The organism is Kribbella sp. NPDC050459 (assembly GCF_040655315.1).
GTDB lineage: Bacteria > Actinomycetota > Actinomycetes > Propionibacteriales > Kribbellaceae > Kribbella.
On the sequence record NZ_JBFAJQ010000012.1, the window covers coordinates 38,688 to 61,102 of the forward strand.

26 protein-coding genes are annotated in these 22,415 nt (G+C 69.5%); 5 read left to right on the plus strand and 21 right to left on the minus strand.

Going from position 1 to position 22,415, the window contains the following annotated elements:
- Positions 1 to 46: 46 nt before the first annotated feature.
- The 4 genes from AB0I12_RS31300 to AB0I12_RS31315 all read right to left on the minus strand — a co-directional run bounded on the left by AB0I12_RS31300 (position 47) and on the right by AB0I12_RS31315 (position 3,212).
- Positions 47 to 310 (minus strand): hypothetical protein, encoded by a 264-nt coding sequence (locus tag AB0I12_RS31300; RefSeq protein ID WP_359936269.1) that lies wholly within the window; start codon positions 308 to 310, stop codon positions 47 to 49.
- Between the two features lie 208 nt (positions 311 to 518).
- Positions 519 to 1,520, minus strand: coding sequence for a zinc-dependent alcohol dehydrogenase family protein (locus AB0I12_RS31305; protein WP_359936271.1), 1,002 nt, complete (start codon positions 1,518 to 1,520; stop codon positions 519 to 521).
- A gap of 7 nt (positions 1,521 to 1,527) precedes the next feature.
- Complete coding sequence (locus AB0I12_RS31310) at positions 1,528 to 2,352, minus strand: ABC transporter permease (protein ID WP_359936273.1); 825 nt, start codon at positions 2,350 to 2,352, stop codon at positions 1,528 to 1,530.
- A complete protein-coding gene (locus AB0I12_RS31315; RefSeq protein ID WP_359936275.1) occupies positions 2,349 to 3,212 on the minus strand; it encodes an ABC transporter ATP-binding protein in 864 nt (287 codons plus the stop codon). Before AB0I12_RS31315 ends, AB0I12_RS31310 begins: the two co-directional genes overlap by 4 nt.
- A gap of 133 nt (positions 3,213 to 3,345) precedes the next feature.
- Between AB0I12_RS31315 and AB0I12_RS31320 the strand changes: the two genes are divergently transcribed.
- On the plus strand, positions 3,346 to 4,206 hold the full coding sequence (locus tag AB0I12_RS31320) for a helix-turn-helix domain-containing protein (protein ID WP_359936277.1): 861 nt from the start codon (positions 3,346 to 3,348) through the stop codon (positions 4,204 to 4,206).
- On the opposite strand, the gene AB0I12_RS31325 is transcribed toward AB0I12_RS31320, so the two are convergent.
- The 3 genes from AB0I12_RS31325 to AB0I12_RS31335 all read right to left on the minus strand — a co-directional run bounded on the left by AB0I12_RS31325 (position 4,150) and on the right by AB0I12_RS31335 (position 7,093).
- On the minus strand, positions 4,150 to 5,253 hold the full coding sequence (locus AB0I12_RS31325; protein WP_359936279.1) for a geranylgeranyl reductase family protein: 1,104 nt from the start codon (positions 5,251 to 5,253) through the stop codon (positions 4,150 to 4,152). The genes AB0I12_RS31320 and AB0I12_RS31325 overlap by 57 nt on opposite strands.
- A gap of 80 nt (positions 5,254 to 5,333) precedes the next feature.
- Entirely contained in the window at positions 5,334 to 6,071 is a 738-nt protein-coding gene (locus tag AB0I12_RS31330; RefSeq protein ID WP_359936281.1) for a hypothetical protein, read from the minus strand.
- Between the two features lie 200 nt (positions 6,072 to 6,271).
- Positions 6,272 to 7,093 carry a SigB/SigF/SigG family RNA polymerase sigma factor gene (locus AB0I12_RS31335; RefSeq protein ID WP_359936283.1) on the minus strand — a complete coding sequence of 274 codons (822 nt, stop codon included), beginning with the start codon at positions 7,091 to 7,093 and terminating at the stop codon, positions 6,272 to 6,274.
- Positions 7,094 to 7,347: 254 nt separating this feature from the next.
- Here AB0I12_RS31335 and AB0I12_RS31340 point away from each other — a divergent pair, with 254 nt between their 5' ends.
- A complete protein-coding gene (locus AB0I12_RS31340; protein WP_359936285.1) occupies positions 7,348 to 7,581 on the plus strand; it encodes a DUF397 domain-containing protein in 234 nt (77 codons plus the stop codon).
- 228 nt (positions 7,582 to 7,809) lie between these two features.
- Here the strand turns inward: AB0I12_RS31340 and AB0I12_RS31345 are convergent, their stop codons facing one another.
- The gene (locus AB0I12_RS31345; protein ID WP_355697703.1) at positions 7,810 to 8,028 is read right to left on the minus strand and encodes a hypothetical protein; all 219 of its coding nucleotides are present in this window, start codon (positions 8,026 to 8,028) and stop codon (positions 7,810 to 7,812) included.
- Entirely contained in the window at positions 8,025 to 8,219 is a 195-nt protein-coding gene (locus tag AB0I12_RS31350; RefSeq protein ID WP_359936287.1) for a hypothetical protein, read from the minus strand. The genes AB0I12_RS31345 and AB0I12_RS31350 overlap by 4 nt, the downstream gene beginning before the upstream one ends.
- A gap of 447 nt (positions 8,220 to 8,666) precedes the next feature.
- On the opposite strand from AB0I12_RS31350, the gene AB0I12_RS31355 reads away from it, so the two are divergent.
- Complete coding sequence (locus AB0I12_RS31355) at positions 8,667 to 9,539, plus strand: helix-turn-helix transcriptional regulator (RefSeq protein ID WP_359936289.1); 873 nt, start codon at positions 8,667 to 8,669, stop codon at positions 9,537 to 9,539.
- 246 nt (positions 9,540 to 9,785) lie between these two features.
- On the opposite strand, the gene AB0I12_RS31360 is transcribed toward AB0I12_RS31355, so the two are convergent.
- A complete protein-coding gene (locus AB0I12_RS31360; RefSeq protein ID WP_359936291.1) occupies positions 9,786 to 10,163 on the minus strand; it encodes a hypothetical protein in 378 nt (125 codons plus the stop codon).
- Positions 10,164 to 10,318: 155 nt separating this feature from the next.
- Positions 10,319 to 11,161: a helix-turn-helix transcriptional regulator gene (locus AB0I12_RS31365; protein ID WP_359936293.1), complete on the minus strand. Its 843-nt coding sequence runs from the start codon at positions 11,159 to 11,161 to the stop codon at positions 10,319 to 10,321.
- Positions 11,162 to 11,335: 174 nt separating this feature from the next.
- Here AB0I12_RS31365 and AB0I12_RS31370 point away from each other — a divergent pair, with 174 nt between their 5' ends.
- Positions 11,336 to 11,650, plus strand: a complete 315-nt coding sequence (locus tag AB0I12_RS31370) for a hypothetical protein (RefSeq protein ID WP_359936294.1) — start codon at positions 11,336 to 11,338, stop codon at positions 11,648 to 11,650.
- Positions 11,651 to 11,892: 242 nt separating this feature from the next.
- Here AB0I12_RS31370 and AB0I12_RS31375 read toward each other — a convergent pair whose 3' ends face one another.
- From AB0I12_RS31375 to AB0I12_RS31390, 4 genes are all read right to left on the minus strand, one after another.
- Positions 11,893 to 12,519 carry a DUF2461 domain-containing protein gene (locus tag AB0I12_RS31375; protein ID WP_359936296.1) on the minus strand — a complete coding sequence of 209 codons (627 nt, stop codon included), beginning with the start codon at positions 12,517 to 12,519 and terminating at the stop codon, positions 11,893 to 11,895.
- 43 nt (positions 12,520 to 12,562) lie between these two features.
- Positions 12,563 to 13,675: an epoxide hydrolase gene (locus AB0I12_RS31380; protein WP_359936298.1), complete on the minus strand. Its 1,113-nt coding sequence runs from the start codon at positions 13,673 to 13,675 to the stop codon at positions 12,563 to 12,565.
- 41 nt (positions 13,676 to 13,716) lie between these two features.
- Positions 13,717 to 14,037 (minus strand): hypothetical protein, encoded by a 321-nt coding sequence (locus AB0I12_RS31385; protein ID WP_355697712.1) that lies wholly within the window; start codon positions 14,035 to 14,037, stop codon positions 13,717 to 13,719.
- Positions 14,038 to 14,211: 174 nt separating this feature from the next.
- On the minus strand, positions 14,212 to 14,499 hold the full coding sequence (locus AB0I12_RS31390) for a DUF1905 domain-containing protein (RefSeq protein ID WP_359936300.1): 288 nt from the start codon (positions 14,497 to 14,499) through the stop codon (positions 14,212 to 14,214).
- An 84-nt stretch (positions 14,500 to 14,583) separates the two neighbouring features.
- On the opposite strand from AB0I12_RS31390, the gene AB0I12_RS31395 reads away from it, so the two are divergent.
- Complete coding sequence (locus AB0I12_RS31395; protein WP_359936848.1) at positions 14,584 to 15,096, plus strand: GNAT family N-acetyltransferase; 513 nt, start codon at positions 14,584 to 14,586, stop codon at positions 15,094 to 15,096.
- Here the strand turns inward: AB0I12_RS31395 and AB0I12_RS31400 are convergent.
- The 6 genes from AB0I12_RS31400 to AB0I12_RS31425 form a co-directional block, all read right to left on the minus strand.
- Positions 15,050 to 16,027 carry a cation diffusion facilitator family transporter gene (locus AB0I12_RS31400; protein WP_359936302.1) on the minus strand — a complete coding sequence of 326 codons (978 nt, stop codon included), beginning with the start codon at positions 16,025 to 16,027 and terminating at the stop codon, positions 15,050 to 15,052. The genes AB0I12_RS31395 and AB0I12_RS31400 overlap by 47 nt on opposite strands.
- Positions 16,024 to 16,425, minus strand: a complete 402-nt coding sequence (locus AB0I12_RS31405) for a metalloregulator ArsR/SmtB family transcription factor (protein ID WP_359936304.1) — start codon at positions 16,423 to 16,425, stop codon at positions 16,024 to 16,026. The genes AB0I12_RS31400 and AB0I12_RS31405 overlap by 4 nt, the downstream gene beginning before the upstream one ends.
- Before the next feature lie 66 nt (positions 16,426 to 16,491).
- Positions 16,492 to 19,479, minus strand: a complete 2,988-nt coding sequence (locus AB0I12_RS31410) for an FtsX-like permease family protein (RefSeq protein ID WP_359936306.1) — start codon at positions 19,477 to 19,479, stop codon at positions 16,492 to 16,494.
- 13 nt (positions 19,480 to 19,492) lie between these two features.
- Complete coding sequence (locus AB0I12_RS31415; protein WP_359936308.1) at positions 19,493 to 19,825, minus strand: hypothetical protein; 333 nt, start codon at positions 19,823 to 19,825, stop codon at positions 19,493 to 19,495.
- The gene (locus AB0I12_RS31420) at positions 19,800 to 20,582 is read right to left on the minus strand and encodes an ABC transporter ATP-binding protein (RefSeq protein WP_359936310.1); all 783 of its coding nucleotides are present in this window, start codon (positions 20,580 to 20,582) and stop codon (positions 19,800 to 19,802) included. Before AB0I12_RS31420 ends, AB0I12_RS31415 begins: the two co-directional genes overlap by 26 nt.
- A 158-nt stretch (positions 20,583 to 20,740) precedes the next feature.
- Positions 20,741 to 22,339: an ABC-F family ATP-binding cassette domain-containing protein gene (locus AB0I12_RS31425; RefSeq protein WP_359936312.1), complete on the minus strand. Its 1,599-nt coding sequence runs from the start codon at positions 22,337 to 22,339 to the stop codon at positions 20,741 to 20,743.
- Positions 22,340 to 22,415: the final 76 nt, after the last annotated feature.

The window sequence follows — 22,415 nt, forward strand, 5'->3', positions numbered from 1 at the left end:
GCTTGACACAGTGTGAAGGTCAAGTGTGAAGGTCGAGCGTCAGGGGTCAGGAGGCGACGCGGGTGCGGCGGTCGCGGATCGCGGCGAGCGAGATGCCGGTGACGGCCAGGGCGACGCCGCCGGCGCCGAAGCCGGCGACCAGGGTGCCGCGGCTGCTCAGCCGGGCGTCGCACTGCATCGGCGTGATGCCCTTGTCGGGCTGGAAGACCGATCCGCAGGCGTCCCCGCCGGCGTGCACCGGCCGGACGGCGAGCACCACCCCGACGATCAGCAGGAACGCACCTACCGCGCCGAGGACCTTGCTCAGCACCGGCCGCCCTCTCCGGACGAGAGGCGTACGGCAGCCGGGACCGACCGCGGACGGCGGGTCAGCTCCAACATACGCACGCGCACGCTCCTGGCAGGTCGGTGAGATTTGATCAAATCTAACGCAGCTAGCAGGCACCCTTGAAGCCGGGCGGCGCCCGCTGGTGGAATCTTCACCCAGTTCTAACGCTCTCCGGCCCGCGACGGTTCAGTTAATCCAGGACGGTGACCAGGGACCCGCTCGCGCGGCCGTGGGCGACGTCGGCGAGCGCCCCGTCGACGGTGCCGAACGGGACAACGGTCGTGTGCGCCCTCACCGGCAGCCGGGCGATCAGGCGGAACAGTTCCTCGCCGTCACGACGCGTGTTGGAGGTGACGCTGCGCAGGTCGCGCTCGTGGAACAGGTACCGCTCGTAGTTCAGCGCCGGTACGTCGGACAGGTAGATGCCGGCGACCGCCGCGGTCCCGCCCGGCTTCAGCGCCTCGAGCGCGTACGGGACGACATCGCCGGCCGGGGCGAACACGATCGCCGAGTCCAGCGGCACCGGCGGCCGATCGGCAGTCTCGCCGACGAAGGCGGCGCCGAGCTCCTTGGCCAGGGCACGGTTCCGCTCGCCGCGGCTCATCACGAACAGCTCGGCGCCCTGGGCCAGCGCGACCTGCGCGGTGAGGTGGGCACTCGATCCGAAGCCGTAGATGCCGAGCCGGCCGCCGGGCGGGAGGTTCGCGCGCAGCAACGAGCGGTAGCCGATGATCCCGGCGCACAGCCACGGCGCGAGTTCCGCCGCGGGCCGGTCGGCCGGCAGCGCGTACGCGTAGTCCTCGGGCACCACGGCGTACTCCGCGAAGCCCCCGTCCGCGTCCCAGCCCGTGTACGTCGACCGCGGGCAGAGGTTCTCGGCGCCCTGCCGGCAGAACTCGCACACGCCGCAGGTCCCGCGCAACCAGGCGATCCCGACACGGTCCCCGGCCGCGAAGCGACCGCCCTGCCCGACGACGGTGCCGACCACCTGATGACCGGGAACGACGCCGGGGCGCTTCGGTTCGAGGTCGCCCTCGGTCAGATGCAGGTCCGTCCGGCAGATCCCGCACGCCTCCACCTTCATCAGGACCTCACCGGCGCCGGGCGCCGGGACGGTACGGCGGACCTGCTTCAGCGGACCGCCGTCGATCGGTCCGGGACGATCCACTGCCCACGCCTGCATCTGGTCCATACGTCCATCATGCGACGCGCTGGAGCGCGCGCTCGCGACGTTCGGCGACCTTGGAGCCGGATTCCCGGCGCGCCATCCGTCGCAGGACGACGGGAGCGAGCAGCAATCCGGCGACAGCCCAGAGGCCGAGCACGGCTGCCGTTTCCAGGTGCCGCCACGACTCACCGACCTCGACCACAACTGCTTCCTCGGGCAGGAGCGCGGAACGCATCCCCAGGCCCATCCAGTACACCGGGGTGAGCTGGCCGATCCCTGCGAGCCAGCCGGGCAGCGCGGTGAGCGGGTAGAAGATGCCCGACACGGCGATCAGCGCGAGCATCGGCAGCTGGATCAGACCCTGGGACCGGGCGGTGGTGAAAACCGAGCCGAGGATCGCGCCGATCGGCAGCGTCGCGACCAGGCCGAGCACCAGCACCCAGCCGAGCGTGAACCAGTGCGCCGATCCGAGCGCCAGCCCGTCGATGAGAAGCAGCCCCGGAATCAGCAGGATCGCCAGGTCCACGAGCAGCCCGCCCGCGACCGAGACGACCTTCCCGACGAGGTAGCAGACCATGCCGTTCGGTATGGCCTTTGCCCGCAGCAACGTGCCGTCCTCGCGGTCGGCGGTGAGCTGCTGACTCATGCTGACCATGCCCATCGCGGCGTTCATCCCGAGGATGCTCGGCAGGGCGAGGGCGCCGAGCAGGAACCCGGTGGAGCCGAAGTCGCGATGCCGGAGGAAGAACAGTGCGGCCAGCATCAGCACCGGCCAGAGGAAATGGCTGAACAGCTCGGGCCCGTTGGTGAAGGACTGCCGCAACTCGATCAGCCCCCGCTGCCAGCCGGTCTTCATGCTTGCTCCCGGACGAGGGTGAGATAGGTGTCTTCGAGGGAGGCGCGGCGTACTTCGAGGTCGCCGACCGCGTCGCCGTACCTGGTGAACAGGGCGCGGACGAAGGCGGTCGCATCGGGCGTCGACTCGCGGAACGGCCGGCCGTCGACCGACCAGCGGACCTCGTCCTCCCCCGCGATCAGCTCGGTGAGCTGCGCGGTCGTGCCGGACGCGATGATCCGTCCGCCGGCCAGGACGACGATGCGCTGCGCGAGTTTGCTCGCCTCGTCGAGGTCGTGCGTGGTGAGCAGGACCGTCGTCCCCTGCTCGGCAGCGAGCCGGCGGACCAGGTCGTGGAACTCCGCGCGGGCCTGCGGATCGAAGCCGGTCGTGGGCTCGTCGAGGAACAGGACGTCGGGGCGGCCAACGATCCCGATCGCGACGTCGAGCCGCCGCCGCTGCCCGCCGGACAGCGTCCTGACCTTCTGCCCCGCGGAAGCGGTCAGGCCGACGGCGGCGAGCAGTTCATCGGCCGGCCATGGGCGCGGCGCGGCCGGTGTCGCGTACGGCGCGTAGTACGTGCCGAGGTGGTGCAGCAGCTCGCGCACCCGCCAGTTGCCGTGGTCGCGCCAGGACTGCAGCACGATGCCGATCCGGGATCGCCAGCGCTCGTCGGCCGCGGCCGGATCGACGCCGAGCACCTCGACCCGGCCCGCCGACCGGAGCCGGAAGCCTTCGAGGATCTCGATCGTCGTACTCTTCCCGGCGCCGTTCGGCCCCAGCAGCGCCAGCACCTCGCCGGGCCGGGCGTCGAACGTCACGTCCTGCAGGACCTCGCGATCGCCGTAGCGCATCCGCAGGCCGTCCACTGTCAGCACCATGCCGTGGAAGCTACGTTGCGTTCACCCGATCGGTAATCATCCGTCATGGTCCTACGGTCGAGAAACCCTGTGAATCATGGCATTCTGTGCAATGGGATTGCGAGAAAACGCAATCCGTTGCAATGAGCTGACGATGAATGCGCGGAGGATGCCGATGCCCGGAGGCAGGCTGAGTCACCAGGACCGGCTGGAGATCGCGGCGGGCCTGGCCGACGGTCTCGGGTACGCCGAGATCGCGCGGCAGCTGCGCCGGCCGACGTCGACCGTCAGCCGCGAGGTCGCCCGCAACGGCGGCCCGCGGGGATACCGGGCCGACCACGCGCACCACGCCACCGCGTCCCGGGCCCGGCGGCGCAGGTCGGCCGCGACGGTGGACGTTGTCCGGCCCGTCGAGCCGCGGCAGGCGTACGTCGAGCGGTTCGCGGCGATGATGGTCGACGGCGGACTGCCACGGATGGCGTCGCGCGTGCTCGCGCTGCTCTACACCTCCGACTCCCGTACGCTGACGGCGGCCGACCTGGTCCGCGCGCTGAAGGTCAGCCCGGCGTCGATCTCGAAGGCGATCGGCTATCTGGAGCGGGTCGGGATGGTGCATCGCGAGCCCGACCCGGTGCGCCGGCTGCAGCATTACGTGATCGCCGACGACGTGTGGCTGAAGGCGTGGGAGGTGAGCGCCCGCACCAACCACAACTGGGCGGAGACCGCGGCCGAGGGCGTCGAGTTGGTCGGTCGCGACAGTCCCGCGGGTGATCGGCTGCTGCAGATGGCGGAGTTCTTCGAGCGGCTCGGTGAGGACATGTCGGGCGGCGCCGGCTTCCAGGACTGTCTGGCGGTGCTCGCCGTCCTGTGGCAGGACGATCGCGCGCCGGACGTGGCGAGGCAGCTCGGCTGGCCGGTCGAGCGGGTCGTCGATGCTGCTAGTTATGCGCTCAAGGCGTCAGGGCAGGATGGTTCGGAGCAGGCGGCGGGTCAGGCCGCCGTCCGCGAGGCCTAGCTCGACGAGATCGTCGAAGACGTGCTGGTCGGCCGCGGCGGCCCGGATCCCGGCGTCGAGGATCCGGTCCGAACGGCTGAGCTGGGCGACCACTGCGGTATCGCGAAGGTGCCGGGACAGCAGGCGGGACGTGCGGCGGCGGTACGGCGTCCCCGCGTCCGGGCTGCCTGCTCGGAGGGCGTCGGCGATCGCGCGGCCGGCGAGCAGACCGGTCGCGACCGCGTAGTAGATGCCCTCCCCCGTCATCGGGTTGATCAGCCCGGCCGCGTCGCCGGCGAGCAGCACCGGTCCGCGGTGCGGCCGCCACGTCCAGCCGGCGAGCGGCAGGTGGTGTCCCCACCACGACTCGCCGCCGTCGGCCGCTCCCGGCAGCAGCTTCTCCAGCTGGTTCAGCAGGTCGGTCCGGGTCGGGCGGGTGCCGGCCAGGAGTTCGCCGTACCCGACGTTCGACCACCCGTCGCCGCGGTCGAAGGACCACGCGTACGACGGTTGCCGCCCGGGGCCGTACGCGATCACCTGGCTCGCGGCCCGTGCCGGCGGGGTCGGCGCGTAGCCGCGGATCGCGAGCGCCACCGGGCCCGACTTCAGGCCGAGCTCCCGCCGTACGACGGAATGCGCGCCGTCGGCCCCGACCACGAAGCGGGCCTCCAGGTCGTCGACGCTGACCGACCCCGGCCGGATCGCGAGGCCGCGGACCCGGCGGCGGACGAACTGCGCGCCGGCCTTTCGCGCGGCGTCGACGAGCCGCTGGTCGAAGACGGTGCGCGGGACCACCCAGGTCGGCCGGGACAGCTCGCGGTCCACCCCCGCAGCACCCCGGTTCAGCACGAAGCGCCGTACCGGGGTCCAGTCGTCGAGGATGCCGGTGACGCCGACGCCCGCCAGCAGGTCGAGGACGTGCGGCGCGATGCCGTCACCGCAGGCCTTGTCCCGTGGGAACTCGTGCCGGTCGAGCAGCAACACCGACAAGCTCGGGTCCGCCGCCAACGCCCCGAGCGCGGCCGCGGCCCCCGCCGGCCCGGCTCCGACAACCACCAGATCCCACACAGACACCCTCCCCTGGTCGGGCCCCAGTCTCGCAGTTCCGGGCACCGTCCGCGCGCCGGCCGGAAACGCCGGACAGGGACCTAGGTACCCGGGCGGCGGCCTGGTTTGCTGACGCGTCGCACGGTCGTACGGCGGGCGCGCGGAGTATGCGATCCGACGGGGCCGGAGCCGGAGACCGGGCGGGCCTCGTCGAGGTCGACGATCTTCGGCGGCGGCGGGACGAAGACCGGGATGGTCTCCTCCTCGTCGACGGCCGCGGGCGGCCCGACCAGCGAGGCCGGCTTGGCGCGGGCGGCCGACTCCTTGCTCACCCGCGGCCGGACGGCGGCGACCGCGGGCGCGGCGAGCGGGCTGCGGGGCGGGCGGCGATGCGGGAGCCGGGTTCTCATCTCGATGCCGAGCACATCGATCAGCTTGCGGCAGGCAACGATCGAGAGCGCGACCGCGAACACCGTGCACCCGGCGAACAGCACCGCCTGGCCGCCGGCCGCCCAGTTCGACGGGTCGGTCCGGGCCATCGCCGCGATCATCGCGACGACGATCGCGTTGGTGATGCCGAAGGCAACGGCCACGCCGACGGTACGGAGCACTATGCGTCGCTCCAGCCCGACGTCGTCGGCCGCCGCGACCAGTCCGGCGATCAATCCGGCCAGCACCGGCACTGTATAGACAAGTGCGAGCGTCAGTCCCGGGCTCGCGACCAGGTAGAAGACGTCGAACACCAGCGCGGTGCCGGTCAGTGCGGCCGCGAAGCACACCACCATCGGCGGATACGCGCGCAGCACCGCGACCGCGTCCGCGGGCACGGTCCTGAACATCCGCAAAGCCAACCGCAACGACTCATCCCCTCGTCTTCCACCCATTGTGCAGGTACCCGGCACCGTCGGTGAGACTCAGCGCCCAGCGAGTCGCCGGCGAGGTGTGGACGAAGGAGAGGTGACGCCGATCCGTCGCAGTTTTCGTCGACGACGGACCGGCGGAACCTCGAGTTGTTGTACTGCGGACCCGCGACCGACGGCTAGGCGGCGGCCTGGAGCGGAGTCAGCTTCTTGCGGAGGTCGTCGAGGATCCGGCGAAGGACCCGCGAGACCTGCATCTGGCTGACGCCGATGTCCTCGCCGATCTCGGACTGCGTCCAGCCCTCGACGAACCGCAGCTGCAGGATGCGGCGGTCCCGTTCGCCGAGATCGGCGAGTACCGGCTGCAGCATCTCGACCGTTTCCAGCTGGTCGATGCTCGCGTCCTCGTCGTCGGCGACCACGTCGGCGAGCGTGAGCTCGGCGTCGGCCTCGGCCGGCCGGTCCAGCGAGAGGACGTTGAAGCACCCGCGCGCCGCGAGCGCCTGCTCGACCTCGGTGACCTCGACCTCGAGGTGATCGGCCAGTTCGGCCGGGGTGGGTTCGCGGTTCAGCTGCTGCTCCAGCTCCGGCAGCTTGGTCGCGATCGTGCCTTGCATCTCTTGCAGCCGGCGTGGGATCCGCACCGTCCAGGCGCAGTCGCGGAAGTACCGCTTGACCTCGCCGCGGATGGTGGGGATCGCGAACCCGATGAACGGGGTCTCGGCCTCCAGCCGGTAGTGGTGGGCGGCTTTCACCAGCCCGAGATACGCGACCTGCTCCAGGTCGTCGGCCTCGGCGCCCCGGCCGCGAAAGCGGCGCGCGATGCCCTTGGCCATTTCGAGGTTGAGCTCGACGACCTGTTCGAGAATCTCCTGACGCTCGACCTCGTCGGTGCTGGCAGCTCGCCGTTCCATCAGTTCCCGGGTAGCTGCTTCGCGGGCGGCCCGATCCGTGGGCGCTCCGCTGCGGGTGGATTCCCGCTCGATGGTGTTGATGACCATTGGTATGACCTCGCGACTGTCGTCACGGCGTGGCACTTCGCTGAACCACGGTCATGCCTGCAAACAGAGTCGTACCCAGGTGCGGCGGGTCCAAACAGTCACCATTGGCGACCGAATCGGTGATCGAACGCTCGTTTCACGCCTGCGCGATCACAGGACGTAAGGGAGCGGACACGTGGACCCAAACCGTGTACGATGCAAATGCAAGGCCAAATGCACGTGCATATGCCAAGGACGTACGGAAGGTGCAGCTGATGACTGCGATCTATAACGGCATGCCGGGTGACTCGAACAGCGAGCTGATCTGGCGCAAGAGCCAGCGCAGCGGCCCGTCGGGCAACTGCGTCGAGGTAGCGAAGCTCCCGGACGGCGGTGTGGCGGTGCGCAACTCGCGCTTCACCGACGGCCCGGCGCTGGTGTTCACAAAGGCAGAGATCGAGGCGTTCCTCGGCGGCGTTCAGGATGGCGAGTTCGGCTACCTGATCTGAGCAGGACCCGGCACCACTGAGCAGCACAAGAGCAGTACAGAGAAGTACAGGGCAGCACAGAAGCAAGGGCCCCTTCGCCAGGCGAGTGACGAAGGGGCCCTTTCCTGTGCCCGGAGTTCCGCGGGCCCGGTCAGGGCCCCGCGCGGTGGCGTGACGACGCACACAAAACGCCAGGACCGACTCTCCGGCGAGAGTCGGTCCTGGTGTGCCCGAGGGGCGGGTACGGACTTACTGAACGGTGAGCGGCCAGAGCTGCTCGCTCGGCAACTCGGAGGCCTTCCCGGTCGCCGCATTGTCAACGGTGATTCGCAATCCGGTGAACTTCGGCGTCATCACCCGCTGGTACCGCGACGCGCGGTCCGGCTCGGCGACGTACTCGGCGATCAGGTGATCACCCAGCCAGATCCGCACCATCTTCCGTCCTCCTGCTGCTCTGTCGGTGGTCATGGGGCCAGGCTCACGATCGGGTCGCCGTCGAGGTGGCGGACACCGCGCAACCAGCCCTCGAAGGCCCAGCGCTGTTGCTCGGGGCAACGCGCGACCAGGTCCTGGATCTCCCGCTCCGTCAGCTCCTCGGGCGCACGGCTGCCGGCCATCGCGGCGGTCTGCGCCACAACTTCACTGTCGTTGTCGTTCATCGACTCGGGTTCCCCAACCAGTCATGCCAACGGGGGGCCGTCGGCGCTCTGTAGGACCGGCCTGCCGGTTCACGTGATGTCACTTTTCGCGAGATCCAGCTCACCTTCTGTGCATGAAGCAATCATGGCGTCGGCACGCGACGAATGCAAGCGCCCGATGCACGTGCATCCGCACGTTTTCCATTTCGAGACCAGATTGGGCCTGTTCGCGCCTCAACGAGGCAGGATCGGGCGTCGCCGAACGGTGTTCGACGGCGCGTCGGGCCGCTAGTATGTACTGACAAAACAGCCGAACCGCTCATCGGCTAGGCTGACGCTCCGTGATCGCCGATCCGGAATCGCCGCTCTTTTGTAAGAACTTCGGCAGATCAGCGCTCCGGCGTGCGATGATGTGCGTCTGCGGGTGAGGTTGCCGATGGAGACCGCTGGGGCCGCTGGGAGGTGGGTGTGACCGAGTCGGGCGCGCAGAGCGGACCGACCGCGCTGCGCATCATTCTCGGCGGGCATCTACGCCGGATGCGAATGGCAGCAGGGATCAGCAGGTCCGACGCGGGGTGGGAGATCCGGTCGTCGGAGTCCAAGGTCAGCCGGATGGAGCTGGGCCGTGTCGGCCTGAAGGAGCGCGACGTTCGCGACCTTCTTACTCTCTACGGCGTCGACGACGAGGAAGAGCGTGAGCGCCTCCTCGCGCTCACCCGGGAGGCGAACAACCCCGGCTGGTGGCACCGGTACGGCGACGTGCTGCCGAGCTGGTTCCACTCCTACCTGGACCTCGAGGCCGCGGCGCAGCTGATCCGTGTCTACGAGCTGCAGTTCGTCCCGGGTCTGCTGCAGACCCCCGACTACATCCGCGCGGTCATCCAGCTCGGCCGCGGGCTGATCCCGGCCGAGGAGGTCGAGCGCCGGGTCGCGCTGCGCACCGGCCGGCAGAGCGTCCTGACCCGCCCGGACCCGGTGCGGATCTGGGCAGTCGTCGACGAGGCGGTCCTCCGCCGCCCGATCGGCGGCGTGAAGACGATGATCCAGCAGCTCGACCACTTGATCGACGCGTCGCAGTACCCGAACGTCACGCTTCAGGTGATGCCCTTCGCCGTCGGCGGCCACGCGGCCACCGGCGGCGCGTACAGCATCCTGCGGTTCCCGGAGCAGGACCTCCCGGACATGGTCTACATCGAGCACCTCAGCAGCGCCCTGTACTTGGACAAGCTGGAAGACCTGGACCAGTACACCGCCACCATGGAAGCCCTCTGCGTAGCAGCCCCACCCCCGAACAAAACCCGAGACATCCTCGGCAGGATCAAGAAGGAGTTCGAAAGCTGACCGTGCCCCGGTCGTCTTCGCCAGGAAGCATCACGGAAGTACGGCCGTGGACGTCCACCACAATGGTCCAGCTCTCCTTTCCCGGCCGACCAGCACTGTCCCACGCGCGAAGGCCCGTTCGGCATCAGCGCGAAGGTCAACCTCACGGACGCCTGGTAGAGGCTTGCGAGATGGTGAGCCTGTCGTACGAAATGTGGAGAGCGGGACGGGCACGGGCGACAGGGACCGGCATGCCCGCCCCGCTGTCTATGGGATGTAGCGGATGAAGACGAGCGAGTGGCCAGTCATCTGCTCGAGGAACTGATGCCACTCGTCAGGCCGGCCAAGTGGTACGAAGTGACCCCGATGCGGGACTGCTACCACCGCTCCACCGGCGTTCGACGCCGCCGCATGCAGAAGCGCCTCCATCGCGACGCCTGAGTCGTCCTCTTCGACAAAGAGTGGCCCGAGGCAGTAACCACGATCGATCGCAATCCGGGACGCGGCCTCCTGGATCTCAACCAGGTCGCGGAGCCTCCGGACGAGGCGCTCGCACACATAGCAGTAGAGGACGCGTCGTACGTCGGTCCGCGGATCCGGCCACTTACCGGGCCAGAACGCCAGACTCGTCTTTGCGATCGCCATAGAACGACCGTACGAACCCGGACCGCTCGCGCACCATGTGAATCTGCGCCGCTGAGAAGGGCTCCCGGGAGTCGGATCGATCCCCCCGCGGACCGTTTCCGCGTTCCGGGGTACCTGGCGTCTACCGAAATGCGAGGTTGTGGACCAGCGGCCGGTCAGTCAGCCATCGAGGCCGCGAGCAGTGCTCTCGAGTCACGCGGGCTCAGCGCCGTCGCGCGTAGATGGTCGAACACCAAACTGAAGCGGTCGACCTCGGCCTCCAGCTCGAGGAAGAGGTCGCCGGCAAGGCCCTCTACGTGCACGATGTCAGGAGCCGTGGCTCCAAATCTGAGGCGACTGAACGAATTGTCCATCCCCCGATAGGCCCCACGGTCGAACGGAATTACCTGCACCGTGACATTGGGCAAGTCGCTCATCTCCTGTATGCGATCGAGCTGCGCACGCATAACCCCACGACCTCCGACCTCCCGCCGGAGCACCGCCTCGTCAACCACGGCCCAGAACTCCAGCGGATCGCGCCCGGCGCGTTCAGGGGACAAGATGCGCTGTCGCTCCATGCGAACCTGTACGCGACGCTCCACGGTCTCGGTATCGGCACCGAAGCCGTCGAGCATGACTGTCCGGGCATAGTCTTCGGTCTGCAGAAGACCGGGGATGAACGATGTCTCGTAGTTGTTCACGGACTTCGCCTCGGACTCGAAGCTGATGTAGGCCGCGTAGCCGTCCGAGATCGCGTCGGAGTAGTGCGGGTACTGACGAAGCCAGCCGGGTGATTTCGCATCACGGGCCAATTCGATGAGGCTGGCGCGGCGCGCGTCGTCAACGCCGTACAAATCGAACAGAGTCTCCAGCGTGCCGTTGTGCGGCTTCGCCTGGCCCTTCTCGATGCGCCAGAGCGTTCCCTGGTTGACGCCGGTCTGTTCCTCGACCTGCTCGCGGGTCAAACGGGCGTCGGCGCGGAGCGCGGTGAGCTCGGCCGCGAGCCGACGCAGTCGCACGGTCGGCGGTCCGGCTGGTCTCGGCATTATCCACAACCTCTCGTTTCAAAGCCCGACAAGGTACGCAGTACGAGCGAATCGATCAGTCTGCCAGCCATTCGTCAGAGATCTGCGGCCTGATCAGTACCCAGATTCGTATGGTACAAGGCTCATCACGCTCCGTACGGTCGTGTCATGTCAACGCTTCGGCACGAACGAAACGAGGAGGATTGCGATGAACCCCGCAATGTGGGCGCTTGTCCTCGGCACGACTGTCGTCGCGATCCTGATGATTTGCGACATCGCGCGGAACCTGAGCGACCGATGACCGCGACCCAGCTGCCACTCCCGACCGACCGACGCGTGCGCGTGTGGTTCGGCGAGCACCTGATCGCCGACTACGTCTCCGATCCCGAATCGGCGACCGCCTACGAAGTGGCGATGAGCCGCCGCTTCGTCTCGTTGCGGGAGACGAACGATCCGGCTCTTTTCGATGCCGCGGACTCGTGAAAGGCCAGCGGCGCCGTCAATGGTGGGCGCGACTTTGGCAACGCCTCAACGACACCTTTCGCCGCTGGCGGGACGACCTATGAGCTGACGACCGGCAGCGGGCCTCCTCAGCCGCAGTCTCGTGCGGTGATCGCCGCGCCGAAGCCAACCACCACTCCAAATCTCTTCTTTCTTTGTCCTTTCTTCGTCTCTGTCCAATCATCCTCATTTGCAGTACCAGCTCGCCCTACTACTGGTACCTGTCAGGTGTTGTCGGTCAGCCAGGTGATCAGGGGTTTGGTGGCTCGCCAGTCGGACCGGACCTGGGCAACCAGGTCGGCGGTGTGGATGACAGGTTCGAAGCCGTAGCTCTTGCCGACCGTCAGGGACTTGTGCCGGAGCAGATCGATCCGGGGGTGCTCAGGGTCGTAGCCGCGAGGGCTGGTCTTGAGCTTGTCGCCGCCGACCGTCCAGCCGGCCTTCGTCAGTTGGGCGAGCAGCTTCTCCAGCTGCTTCCCGCGGCGGTCGTCGTCGATGGCGGTGCGGACCCGGGCCAGGCGCTCCGACGACGCCTCGTAGAAGCCGGCCGCGACCCGGACGCCGGGTGCGGAGACCTGCACGTACCACCCGGTGGACGGCGCGACGTCGATGAAGGCGCCCTGGTGGGTCTTGTACGGCGTCTTGTCCTTGGCGAAGCGGACGTCACGGTACGGGCGGAAGAGTTTCGCCGTACCGAACTCCTCCTCGAGCTCGGCCAGCAGCGCGGCCATCGGCGCCCGGACCGACTCCTCGTAGACGTGCTTGTGCTCCGTCCAGAAGGTCTTGGTGTTGTCCATCTCGAGATCGTCGTAGAAGTCCAGCGCCGCAGCCGGAAACCCGGTAAAACTCATGCGGTCACGATAGTTCTCCCACCCGATCGGACCGACGGCAGGCTCAAGCCCTGAAGAAGGCGCGGACGTCGGCGGCCAGCAGCTCGGGCACCTCGAGCGCGGCGAAGTGGCCGCCCCGCGGATGGCTGGTCCAGCGGACGACGTTGTCGGTGCCGGCGACCTTGTGCCGGAGCGGGATGAAGTTCTCGTGGGCGAGGTCGAGCAGCGCGGTCGGGGTCCGGGACGGCTCGGGCGGTTGACCCCAGTACGCCGCATGCGCGCGCTCGTAGTAGATCGCTCCGGCCGAGCCCGCCGTCCTGGTCAGCCAGTAGAGCATCACGTTGGTGAGCAGCAGATCCCGGTCGATCGGGACGTCCGACCAGGTCGCGAACTTCTCCGCGACCCAGGCCAGCTGCCCGATCGGCGAATCGGTCAGCGCGTACGCCAGCGTCTGCGGCCGGGTGGATTGCAGGTCGGCGTACCCCTGCTGCTCGGACGCGAACGCCTGCTGCCGCCGCCACGACGCCCACGTGCGCTCGCGCTCGGCGGCGTCCAGCGGCGCGAGCTCCGCCGGCGTCGGCTCGGACGTCGCGCCCGCGCCGGGGATCAGGTTGAGGTGTACGCCGAGCACCCGTTCCGGATCGATCCGCCCGACCTCGCGGGAGATCGCCGCGCCCCAGTCGCCGCCCTGGACGCCGTACCGCTGGTATCCGAGCCGCGTCATCAGCTCGGTCCACGCGCGCGCGACCCGTGTGAACTCCCACCCGGGCTCGCGGGTCGGGCCGGACAGCGTGAAGCCCGGGATGGTCGGGAGGATCAGGTGGAAGTCGCTCAGCAACGGTGCGACGGAGGTGAACTCGACGATGGAGCCCGGCCAGCCGTGGGTCACCACGAGCGGGATCGCGTCGGGGGACGACGAGCGGAGATGCGCGAAGTGTACGAGCGCCCCGTCGATGACGGTGGCGTACTGCGGCCACTCGTTCAGCCGCGCCTCAGCGGCCCGCCAGTCGTACCCGTCCCGCCAGTAGCCGGCCAGGTCCCGCAGATACTCCAGTGGTACGCCGCGCGACCAGCCGGCGCCCGGAAGCTCCGACGGCCAGCGCACCAGGTCGAGTCGTTGCCGCAGGTCGTCCAACTCGCTGTCCGGCACGTCCAGCCGGAACGGTTCGATCGTCACCCCGGCACCTTGACGCACCGGGGGCGGGTTCGCACCTGGTTTCAGGCGCTGACCTTCTCCTGCGCGCGGTCGTGGACGACCTTGATCGCGACGGCGCCGATCAGGCAGAGCACGCCGGCGCTGATCACGACCGTGGTCAGCGTGCTGGCGCCGCTGAGCGCGTTGTCGCAGGCCATCGGCGTGATCCCGCCGGCCGGCCGGAAGGCCGAACCGCAGTCGGCCCCGCTCGCCGACACCGACCGGAATCCGAGCAGCGCGCCGCCGACCAGCAGCACCAGGCCGGCCACGCCGAGAATCTTGTTCAGCGAAATCACGGTGAGACCGGCTCCGCTGATCGCGGGCATGCCGACGGCATGCCCCATGAGCCCCGTTGCACCTCGTTCACTCCTGCCTTCGTCGGACCACCCAGGTTCGACGGTACGGTCCGGCCCACGATCGACCCACCCGCGCAGCCGGTCAGCACTGATTCTTCACAGAGTCCTTACTCAGGACATGACCGGTTGTGACAGTGATCTCAGATCAAACGACGGTGACTCTCAACCGAGACGCTCCTCCAAATGAACGGTGATCTCGTCTCCGGGCTGCTTGCCGAGCAGAGTTCGCAGCTCGCCCCTGACGGGCAGTTTGTGCGTACCGTCACCGAGCGCCATGAACGAACTCTCGAACGGGTGGCCGTCCATCGTGCCGCGCACCTTGACCAGTCCGCGCGTCCCGAAGTACGCGGCCGAGTCCGGCATCTGCACGTAGGTCCAGCCGCCCTTGGCGTCGCTCTTCAGCAGCGGCGCGGTGAAGGTCTTGTCCAGCTTTCCGGTCTTCTTGCTCATCGTGAGCTCCTCTCTACACCCCTGGGTAGAGACTGCGGACGCGGTTTCGACATCCGCGGCCAACTTATTCTGGGCAGCGTGCAGATGACGATCCGCCGGGCCGGGCGGGACGACGTACCGGCCGTGCTGGTGCTCCTCGACGAAGCGACCGAATGGCTGGTCGCGCGCGGCCGGACCGACCAGTGGGGTACGGCGCCGCACTCGACGAGCCCGCGGCGGGTCGAGCAGATCACCGGCTTCGCCGACGACGGCGGCCTCTGGGTCGGTACGGCGGACCACCGGGTGGTCGGCGCGCTGGCCGTCGGCGCCGCGCTCGACTACGTGCCGCCGGCCACCGAGCCGGAGCTGTACGTGCGGCTGCTCGTGACCGATCGCGCGTCCGCCGGGCAGAACCTCGGCGGGACCCTGCTCGACCACGCGCGCGGCCTCGCCCGCGAAGCAGGCGTGCGGCTGCTGCGGGTGGACTGCTTCGCCGGCGGGGACGGCGCGCTGGTCCGGTACTACGAGCAGCAGGGCTTCACGCGCGACACCGCGTTCGCCGTACCGCGGGTCAATGATGTGGATTGGCCGGGTCAGGTGCTGGTCCAGCGCCTGTGACCGCGCGGTGCACCGCGCCGTGCGCGTCGCTGCAGTGCTCCGGCGCCTCCGCGCCGGCGTGGTCGACCTGGAGCGTGGAGTGCGTCAGCTGGTGGCGCTCGGCAAGCAACTGCTCGATCCGGACCCGGATCTGGTGGCAGTCGAGGCCCTCGGCAACCAAGATGTGCGCGGACGCGGCCGGCTCGCCGGAGGTGATCTCCCAGACGTGCAGGTCGTGCACCTCGACCACACCCGGCACCGCGCACAGCTCGGCGCCGAGCGCCTGCGGGTCGATCGCGGCCGGCGCGGCCTCGAGGAAGATCCGGCCCGAGTCCCGGACCAGGGAGACGCCGGCCTTCAGCATCAGCACGGCGACCACGAACGCCGCGATCGCGTCCGCCCGGGCGAACCCGGTGAGCAGGACGACGAGACCGGCGATCGCGGTCGCGACGAACGCGAAGAGGTCGTTGAGGATGTGCTGGAACGCGCCCTCGACGTTCAGGCTGGAGCGGTTCGCCTTGCTGATCAGCCAGGTGGCGAACAGGTTCACCACGATGCCGGCGACGCCGGTGATCAGGACCAGCGCACCCTTCACCTCGGGCGGGTGGATCAGCCGGCTGACGGCCTCGTACACGAAGTAGACCGCGAGCAGCAGCAGCGTGATGCCGTTCGCCTGGGCGGACAGGATCTCGACCCGCTTGAAGCCGTACGTGAAGCCGCCGGCCGGCGGTTTGGCGGCCAGCCGGATCGCCAGCAGTGCCAGGGCGATGGCGATCGCGTCGGTGAGCATGTGCGCGGCGTCGGTGACGAGGGCCAGCGAGCCGGCCGCGACGCCGACGATCACCTCGGCGATCATGAAGCCGACGATCAGCGCGAGCGCACCGCCGAGCAGCTTCTTGTCGGCCTGCGCGCCGGCCCCGCGCCCATGTCCGTGTCCGTGTCCGGCGCTCATGCTTCCGACCTCTCGGGGTGGATGGCGTCGGTGTGCTCGGTGTGCGCGACCGCGAGGTCCAGCAGCATCCGCACGTGGGCGTCGTCGAGCCGGTAGAAGGCGTTCCGCCCGTCGCGCCGGACGGCGACCACGCGGTGCGCCCGGAGCAGCCGGAGCGCGTGCGACGTCGCCGACTCGCTCAGGCCGGTGATCGCGGCGAGATCGCAGACACACAGCTCCCCGTCGAGCAACGCGACGAGCAGCTTCAGCCGCCGCGGATCGCCGAGCAGCCCGAACACGTCGGCCGTGTCGACGATGTCCTGTTCGCCCGGCATCCTGGCATTGACACTCGCCACCCGCTCCGGGTCGACGAGCCGCACACTGCAGGCATCCGGCTGCACATCTGCAGAACTCTTCATATATTCACGGTAGAGCACCGACCCCCGGCCCGGCAACACCGGCCCAGGGTCGGGACCCGCCATCGCTCACTCGTAGCGAAGCGCGGCCGCCGGATAGGTGCGGGAGGCCTTCACACTGGGCAGCCAGGTGGTCAGGATCGTCGAGATCACCACGACGACGAGGATGATCCCGAGCGCCGTCCACGGCGGTTTCAGTGTCAGGTTCTCCATCCCCGGCTGGTCGGCGGCGTCGGAGATGACGTTGGCCGCGACCACCAGCCCGAGCACGGCCCCGACGACCACTCCGGTCAGCGTGATGAACAGCGACTCGACCAGGAACGTCATCTGAACCATTCGGGCCTGGAAACCGATCGCCCGCAGTACGCCGATCTGCTGGCGCCGTTCGACCACCGAGCGGGCGCTGATCACGCCCAGCGCGGCGACGCCGATCACCAGCCCGAGCCCCAGGAATCCCAGGATCAGGTACTGGAAGGTCAGGCTCGCGCCGACCGCGTCCCGCTGCGCCTCACGCTGCGCCGTGGCCTGCATCCCGTTGTCCAGGAACGCCGACTCCAGCTGCTGCGCCACGACCTCGGGATCGGCGCCCGGAGCGGTCCGGAAGTACCAGACGCTCGGTGCCGCCGCCGCGCCCAGCGGCGCCACGGTCCGCTGCGCCGTCGAGATGCCGACCATGGCGAGCGGCACGGTGTCGGCCAGGACACCGATGACCGTGAGCCGCAGGGTCTTGCCGGACTGGATGTCCCGGACCTCGATCGGCACGGGCCGGAAGCTGGCGTCCTCGAGGTGGAATCCCGTCAGCCCGAAGTCCGACACCTTCGGCGTACCGAAGTTGTCCAGGCGCGGCACGGAGTACGCGTCCACAACGGCGAGGCCGGGGTTGGCAGCCACCGCGTCCCAGACCGCACGATCGGAGCCGTATCCCGCGGCCCGGATCGCGAAACCGTACGTGGTGGACCGGGTGAACTCGTCGTCGAGTCCCCTGAGAACGTAGCCGGGGAACCCGCTCTGCCCGGTCTGACGGGCCTGCACGGGCAGGTACGACTGGCCGGCGACCGCGGTGATGGCGGACCGGTCGATCCCCGGCGCGGTGGCCAGCGCCTGGTTCATGTCCGTGATCGGGGTGAGCGGTGAGGTCTGCGCGGTGACGTCGTACCCGCCGCCGAACGTCTCCTCGTCGTTGTACGCCGCCACGAACGAGCCGGACGTGGCCGATCCGACGACCAGCGTGAACACGACCAGCATGAACAGCCCGATCGTCGCGCCGGTGCGGAACCGGGTTCGCAGCGGCTGGGCGATCGCCGTCCGGACCACCGGTGCGGCGTGCCGGGACCGGCCGAACGCCCACATCAGCGCGGACTGCACGGCGGTCGCGTTGTAGACGACGACCATGGTCGCGCCGGCCACCAGCAGCAGCCCGGCCAGGACGAACACCGAGAACCCCATCCGCAGTCCCGGCACGAGTTTCTCGTAGACCCAGAACGGCAGCAGGTTCCACACCAGGACGCCAAGACCCGCGACGGTGTACGTCAGCCGTTCGCTGCCGCCGAGCAGGCGGATCAGCGGGACCAGGGCGAAGATCACCAGGGTGCCGCCGGCGAGCAGCAGCTCCGCGCTCTTGCCGCGGTAGGCCAGCGCGATGAACGCGGCGCCGAGCAGGAGCGTCCAGGCGATGTGGACACCCCAGGACCTCCGCCGGCGACGCCGCGGCGGCTGCGGGAGGTTGCGGACCGCGGTGACGATGTTGAGCCGGCTGACCCGCCAGGAAGCGATCAGCACCACCGCGAGCGTGAGCAGCACCCCGAGCGCGAACGAGACGATCAGACTGGTTGGCGTCAGGCGGTACCGGATCGTCACCATGCCAGGGCCTGACAGCGCGCCGGCGATCGCCCGGACCATGCCCACCGACAGGGCGAGACCCAGCACGGCCCCGACGACGGCGGCCAGGACGTCGTACGCGACGCCCTCGAACACGAACATCTGCACCAGCTGGCGGCGCTGGGTGCCGATCGCCCGCGCCGTGCCCATCTCACCGCGGCGCTCCGCGGCGAGCATGACGAAGACCAGGAAGATCAGCAGTACGCCGGCCGAGACGGTGAACGTGCCCATCGTCGAGAACATCGACAGGAAACTCGCGCCCTGCTCGTCGGCCTGGTCGAGTCCGTCGCGCTTCACCGGGTCGACGAACAGACCGAGTGCGGACGTCGTGGGCCGCAGCGCGGTGACGACCTCGTCGGTGCGATCCGCGCCGCCGACCTCGTCGCCGGCGTTCGACACCACGACCTGCTGGACCGCGGAACCGACGCCGAGCAGCTGCTGCGCCGATCGCAACGGCATCAGCAAGGCGCCGCCGTCGGTGCCGGCGCCGTCGTGGTCGACCACCCGGGCGACGGTCAGCCGCTGCTGACGGCCGCCCGCGAACACCACGAGCTCGTCGCCGGCCGCCGCCGAGAGGTCGTCCGCCGCTGCGGCGTTCAGGTAGACCTGTCCGGCCGCGAGCTCGTCCAGCCGCACGCTCGCACCCGAGGTCGTGCGGATCCGCGCGAACGGCGACGCCGGGTCGGTCGCGAACAGCGTCACGCTCGGCTCGCTCGTGCGGCTGCGGGAGTTCTGGACGGCGATCGACTCGCTGATCGCCGGCGCGACCGCGTCGACGGCAGGCACCTGCCGGGCGGCGGCGACCACGCGAGCCGCCTCGGTCGCGGACAGGAAGCGCGCGCCCGCGCCCCGGCCGAGCGTCGCGATGTCCGGTTCGTCGGTGGAGCGTGCCGAGATGATCTCGTCGGTCTGGCCGTACGTCGTGATCACCGACGTCCGGACCGTGTGCGAGATGATGTCGCCGAAGCCGAGGGCCGAGGCGATGATCATCGTCCCGAGCATCAGGCCGCCGACGATGATGGCGGTCCGGCCGCGGCGCCGGGCCATGTTGCGGACACCCAGTTTGAACAGCACCCGGTTCCGCACCGCCAGTGCGGCCACCACGGCCAGCGTGACGACCACCAGCAGGCCCAGTACGACGGCCAGTGCCCTGACCGGAATTCCGAACAGCTCGGTCATGGCCGGCACCCCCTCAGTTCGCGGCGGGGGCGGCGGCTTCCATGGACGGCAGCTCGGCCAGCGCGATCTGGTAGCGCTCACGTCCCGGCGGAGACCGGAAGATCGTCGTGTAGCGCTCCAGGATCTCGGCATAGAAACCTTGCGTGCCGGCCGCGTCAGCCGCCTCGGACGTCTCCCAGAAACTGACGATCGCGCCCAGGCCCTCCGGCGTGGCCATCACCAGCACGCCCGCGTACCCGGGCTGCTCGTGCAGCTCCGGCAGCACCTCGGTCCGGTACCGCTCGACCGCCGACGCGGTGTCGATCCGGAGGGTGTCGATCTCAACCAACGTGAGTCGCGTGAACATGACTGGGCTCCTTCCGCGGTGCGTTCACGACCTGCTCGTCGACCACCCGGCCGTCGAGCATCCTGATGATCCGGTCGGTCCGCCGGCCGACGGCGATGTCGTGGGTCACGATCAGGAAGGTCAGGCCCCGCTCCCGGTTCAGCCGCCGCATCAGCGCCGTGATGTCCTCCGCCGACTCGCTGTCCAGGTCGCCGGTCGGTTCGTCGGCCCAGACGATCGCGGGCTCGTTGACGAGGGCCCGGGCGATGGTGACCCGCTGCCGCTCGCCACCCGACAGTTCGTCCGGGACGTGCGTGGCGCGGTCGGCCAGGCCGACCAGCTCGAGCGCTTCGATCGCGCGCTCGCGGGCGGCCTTCGGCGCCCGCCCGGCGAGCAGCAGCGACAGTTCGACGTTCTCCACCGCCGACAACACCGGCATCAGGTTGTAGAACTGGAAGACGAACCCCATCCGCTCGGCCCGGTACCGGGTACGCGCCCGGTCCGGCAGTTCGGTGAGATCGACGCCTTCGATCAGGATCCGGCCGCCGTCGATCTCGTCCAGCCCGGACAGGCAATTCAGCAGGGTGGTCTTGCCGCAACCGCTCGGGCCCATCACGGCGGCCATCTCGCCGCGCCGCAACTCCAGGTCGATGCCCTGGAGCGCGGCGACCCGGACCTGCCCGGTGTCGTACGTCTTCCGTACGGCGGTGGCAGACACGATGACGTCGCTCGTGGTTTGCTCGGTACCCGACGGCCGACCGGCCCGGCGTTTCAGCATGGTGGTCCTCCTCACGGGCGGGGGGCGGGAACGAGGGTTCGTTCCTTCCAGCCTTGGAGCCTCACCACGCACCGGTCAGGGACGAACGTCCCGCGTCCGACCCGACGAAGGTCCGTTCAGGACCGTCCGGGCCCGCTCGCGGCGGGCCCGGACGGTGATCAGGCCAGCGACACCAGGTCGAGGTAGTCGTCGGACCAGAGGTCCTCGGTGGCGTCGGGGAGGATCAGGACGCGGTCGGGGCGGAGGGCCTCGATCGCGCCCTCGTCGTGGGTGACCATCACGATCGCGCCCGGGTAGCTGCCGACCGCGCCGAGGACCTCGTCCCGGGAGGCCGGGTCGAGGTTGTTCGTCGGCTCGTCCAGCAGCAGCACGTTCGCGCTGGAATGGACCAGGCCGGCCAGGGCCAGCCGGGTCTTCTCGCCACCGGACAGGACGCCGGCCGGCTTGTCCACGTCGTCACCGCTGAACAGGAACGAGCCGAGCACGTTCCGCACCTCGCCGTCGGTCAGCCCGGGCGCGACCGTCGCCAGGTTCTGCCGGACGGTGCCGGCCAGGTCCAGCGTGTCGTGCTCTTGCGCGAAGTACCCGAGCCGCAGCCCGTGACCTGGTACGACGCGGCCGGCGTCCGGCTGCTCGCGGCCCGCGAGGAGCCGGAGCAGCGTGGTCTTGCCCGCACCGTTCAGCCCGAGGATGACGACCCGGCTCCCCCGGTCCACGGCCAGATCCACACCGTCCAGGACCTGCAGGGCGCCGTACGACTTCTTCAGGCCGACCGCGGACAACGGCGTCCGGCCCGACGGCGCCGGGGCCGGGAGACGGATCTTGGCGACCCGTGCGGCCCGGCGTACCGGTTCGAGGCCGCCGAGCAGCTTGTCCGCGCGGCGGGCCATGTTCCGCGCCGCGACCGCCGTGTTCGCACCGGCCTGCATCTTCGCCGCCTGGGCGTGCAGGACCGCGGCCTTGCGCTCGGCGACCGCACGCTCGCGCTGCCGTCGCCGCTCGTCCACGTCCAGCTGCTCGAGGTACTTCGTCCAGCCGGTGTTGTGGATGTCGACCGTCAGCCGCTGCGGGTCCAGGTGGAAGACCCGGTTGACCGTTGCCTTGAGCAACTCACGGTCGTGGCTGATGACGATCAGGCCGCCCGGGTAGGCCAGCAGGAACTGCCGCAGCCACAGCACCGAGTCGGCGTCGAGGTGGTTGGTCGGCTCGTCGAGCAGCAGTACGTCGTGCTGCGCGAACAGGATCCGCGCCAGCTCGACACGACGGCGCTGACCGCCCGACAGCTCACCGATCGGCTGCTCGAGGGCACGGTTGGGCAGACCGACGCCGGCCGCCAGCCGGGCCGCTTCGGCCTCGGCCGCGTATCCGCCGCCGGCCTGGAACGCCGCTTCGGCACGCGCGTACGCCGCCATCGCCCGCTCCTGGGCCGCGCCGGTCGCCGTACTCATCGCAGCCTCGCCCGCGCGGAGCTCCCGGACCGCTACGTCCAGGCCGCGCGCGGACAGGATGCGTGCCGTGACGGTGATGGCGGGATCGGCCGCGCGCGGGTCCTGCGGCAGGTAGCCGATCGACCCGGTCACGGCGATCTGTCCCGTTGCCGGACGGGCCTCGCCGGCCAGCGTCCTCATCAGCGTGGTCTTGCCGGCGCCGTTGCGGCCGACGAGTCCGACGCGGTCGCCCGCGCCGACAGTGAACGACAGCTCGGCCAGCAGCACCTGTGCACCGACCCGAATATCTACACCGCGAACGGTGATCATGATGGTTACTCTCCGTGTTAGCTAGTGGACGCACCTCACCTGCAGAAGCGGGTGCGCCAGCTAGACACAGAGGCAA

Bases quoted from the DNA above. Each gene is read 5' to 3' on its own strand.
- AB0I12_RS31385 (WP_355697712.1), bottom strand. From the start codon at position 14,037: ATGGGGCATGCCGTCGGCATGCCCGCGATCAGCGGAGCCGGTCTCACC.
- AB0I12_RS31390 (WP_359936300.1), bottom strand. From the start codon at position 14,499: ATGAGCAAGAAGACCGGAAAGCTGGACAAGACCTTCACCGCGCCGCTG.
- AB0I12_RS31370 (WP_359936294.1), top strand. From the start codon at position 11,336: ATGTCAACGCTTCGGCACGAACGAAACGAGGAGGATTGCGATGAACCC.
- AB0I12_RS31405 (WP_359936304.1), bottom strand. From the start codon at position 16,425: ATGAAGAGTTCTGCAGATGTGCAGCCGGATGCCTGCAGTGTGCGGCTC.
- AB0I12_RS31350 (WP_359936287.1), bottom strand. From the start codon at position 8,219: ATGAACGACAACGACAGTGAAGTTGTGGCGCAGACCGCCGCGATGGCC.
- AB0I12_RS31360 (WP_359936291.1), bottom strand. From the start codon at position 10,163: ATGGCGATCGCAAAGACGAGTCTGGCGTTCTGGCCCGGTAAGTGGCCG.
- AB0I12_RS31400 (WP_359936302.1), bottom strand. From the start codon at position 16,027: ATGAGCGCCGGACACGGACACGGACATGGGCGCGGGGCCGGCGCGCAG.
- AB0I12_RS31415 (WP_359936308.1), bottom strand. From the start codon at position 19,825: ATGTTCACGCGACTCACGTTGGTTGAGATCGACACCCTCCGGATCGAC.
- AB0I12_RS31315 (WP_359936275.1), bottom strand. From the start codon at position 3,212: ATGGTGCTGACAGTGGACGGCCTGCGGATGCGCTACGGCGATCGCGAG.
- AB0I12_RS31375 (WP_359936296.1), bottom strand. From the start codon at position 12,519: ATGAGTTTTACCGGGTTTCCGGCTGCGGCGCTGGACTTCTACGACGAT.
- AB0I12_RS31305 (WP_359936271.1), bottom strand. From the start codon at position 1,520: ATGGACCAGATGCAGGCGTGGGCAGTGGATCGTCCCGGACCGATCGAC.
- AB0I12_RS31345 (WP_355697703.1), bottom strand. From the start codon at position 8,028: ATGACCACCGACAGAGCAGCAGGAGGACGGAAGATGGTGCGGATCTGG.
- AB0I12_RS31335 (WP_359936283.1), bottom strand. From the start codon at position 7,093: ATGGTCATCAACACCATCGAGCGGGAATCCACCCGCAGCGGAGCGCCC.
- AB0I12_RS31410 (WP_359936306.1), bottom strand. From the start codon at position 19,479: ATGACCGAGCTGTTCGGAATTCCGGTCAGGGCACTGGCCGTCGTACTG.
- AB0I12_RS31395 (WP_359936848.1), top strand. From the start codon at position 14,584: ATGACGATCCGCCGGGCCGGGCGGGACGACGTACCGGCCGTGCTGGTG.
- AB0I12_RS31330 (WP_359936281.1), bottom strand. From the start codon at position 6,071: ATGTTCAGGACCGTGCCCGCGGACGCGGTCGCGGTGCTGCGCGCGTAT.
- AB0I12_RS31420 (WP_359936310.1), bottom strand. From the start codon at position 20,582: ATGCTGAAACGCCGGGCCGGTCGGCCGTCGGGTACCGAGCAAACCACG.
- AB0I12_RS31320 (WP_359936277.1), top strand. From the start codon at position 3,346: ATGAATGCGCGGAGGATGCCGATGCCCGGAGGCAGGCTGAGTCACCAG.
- AB0I12_RS31340 (WP_359936285.1), top strand. From the start codon at position 7,348: ATGACTGCGATCTATAACGGCATGCCGGGTGACTCGAACAGCGAGCTG.
- AB0I12_RS31310 (WP_359936273.1), bottom strand. From the start codon at position 2,352: ATGAAGACCGGCTGGCAGCGGGGGCTGATCGAGTTGCGGCAGTCCTTC.
- AB0I12_RS31425 (WP_359936312.1), bottom strand. From the start codon at position 22,339: ATGATCACCGTTCGCGGTGTAGATATTCGGGTCGGTGCACAGGTGCTG.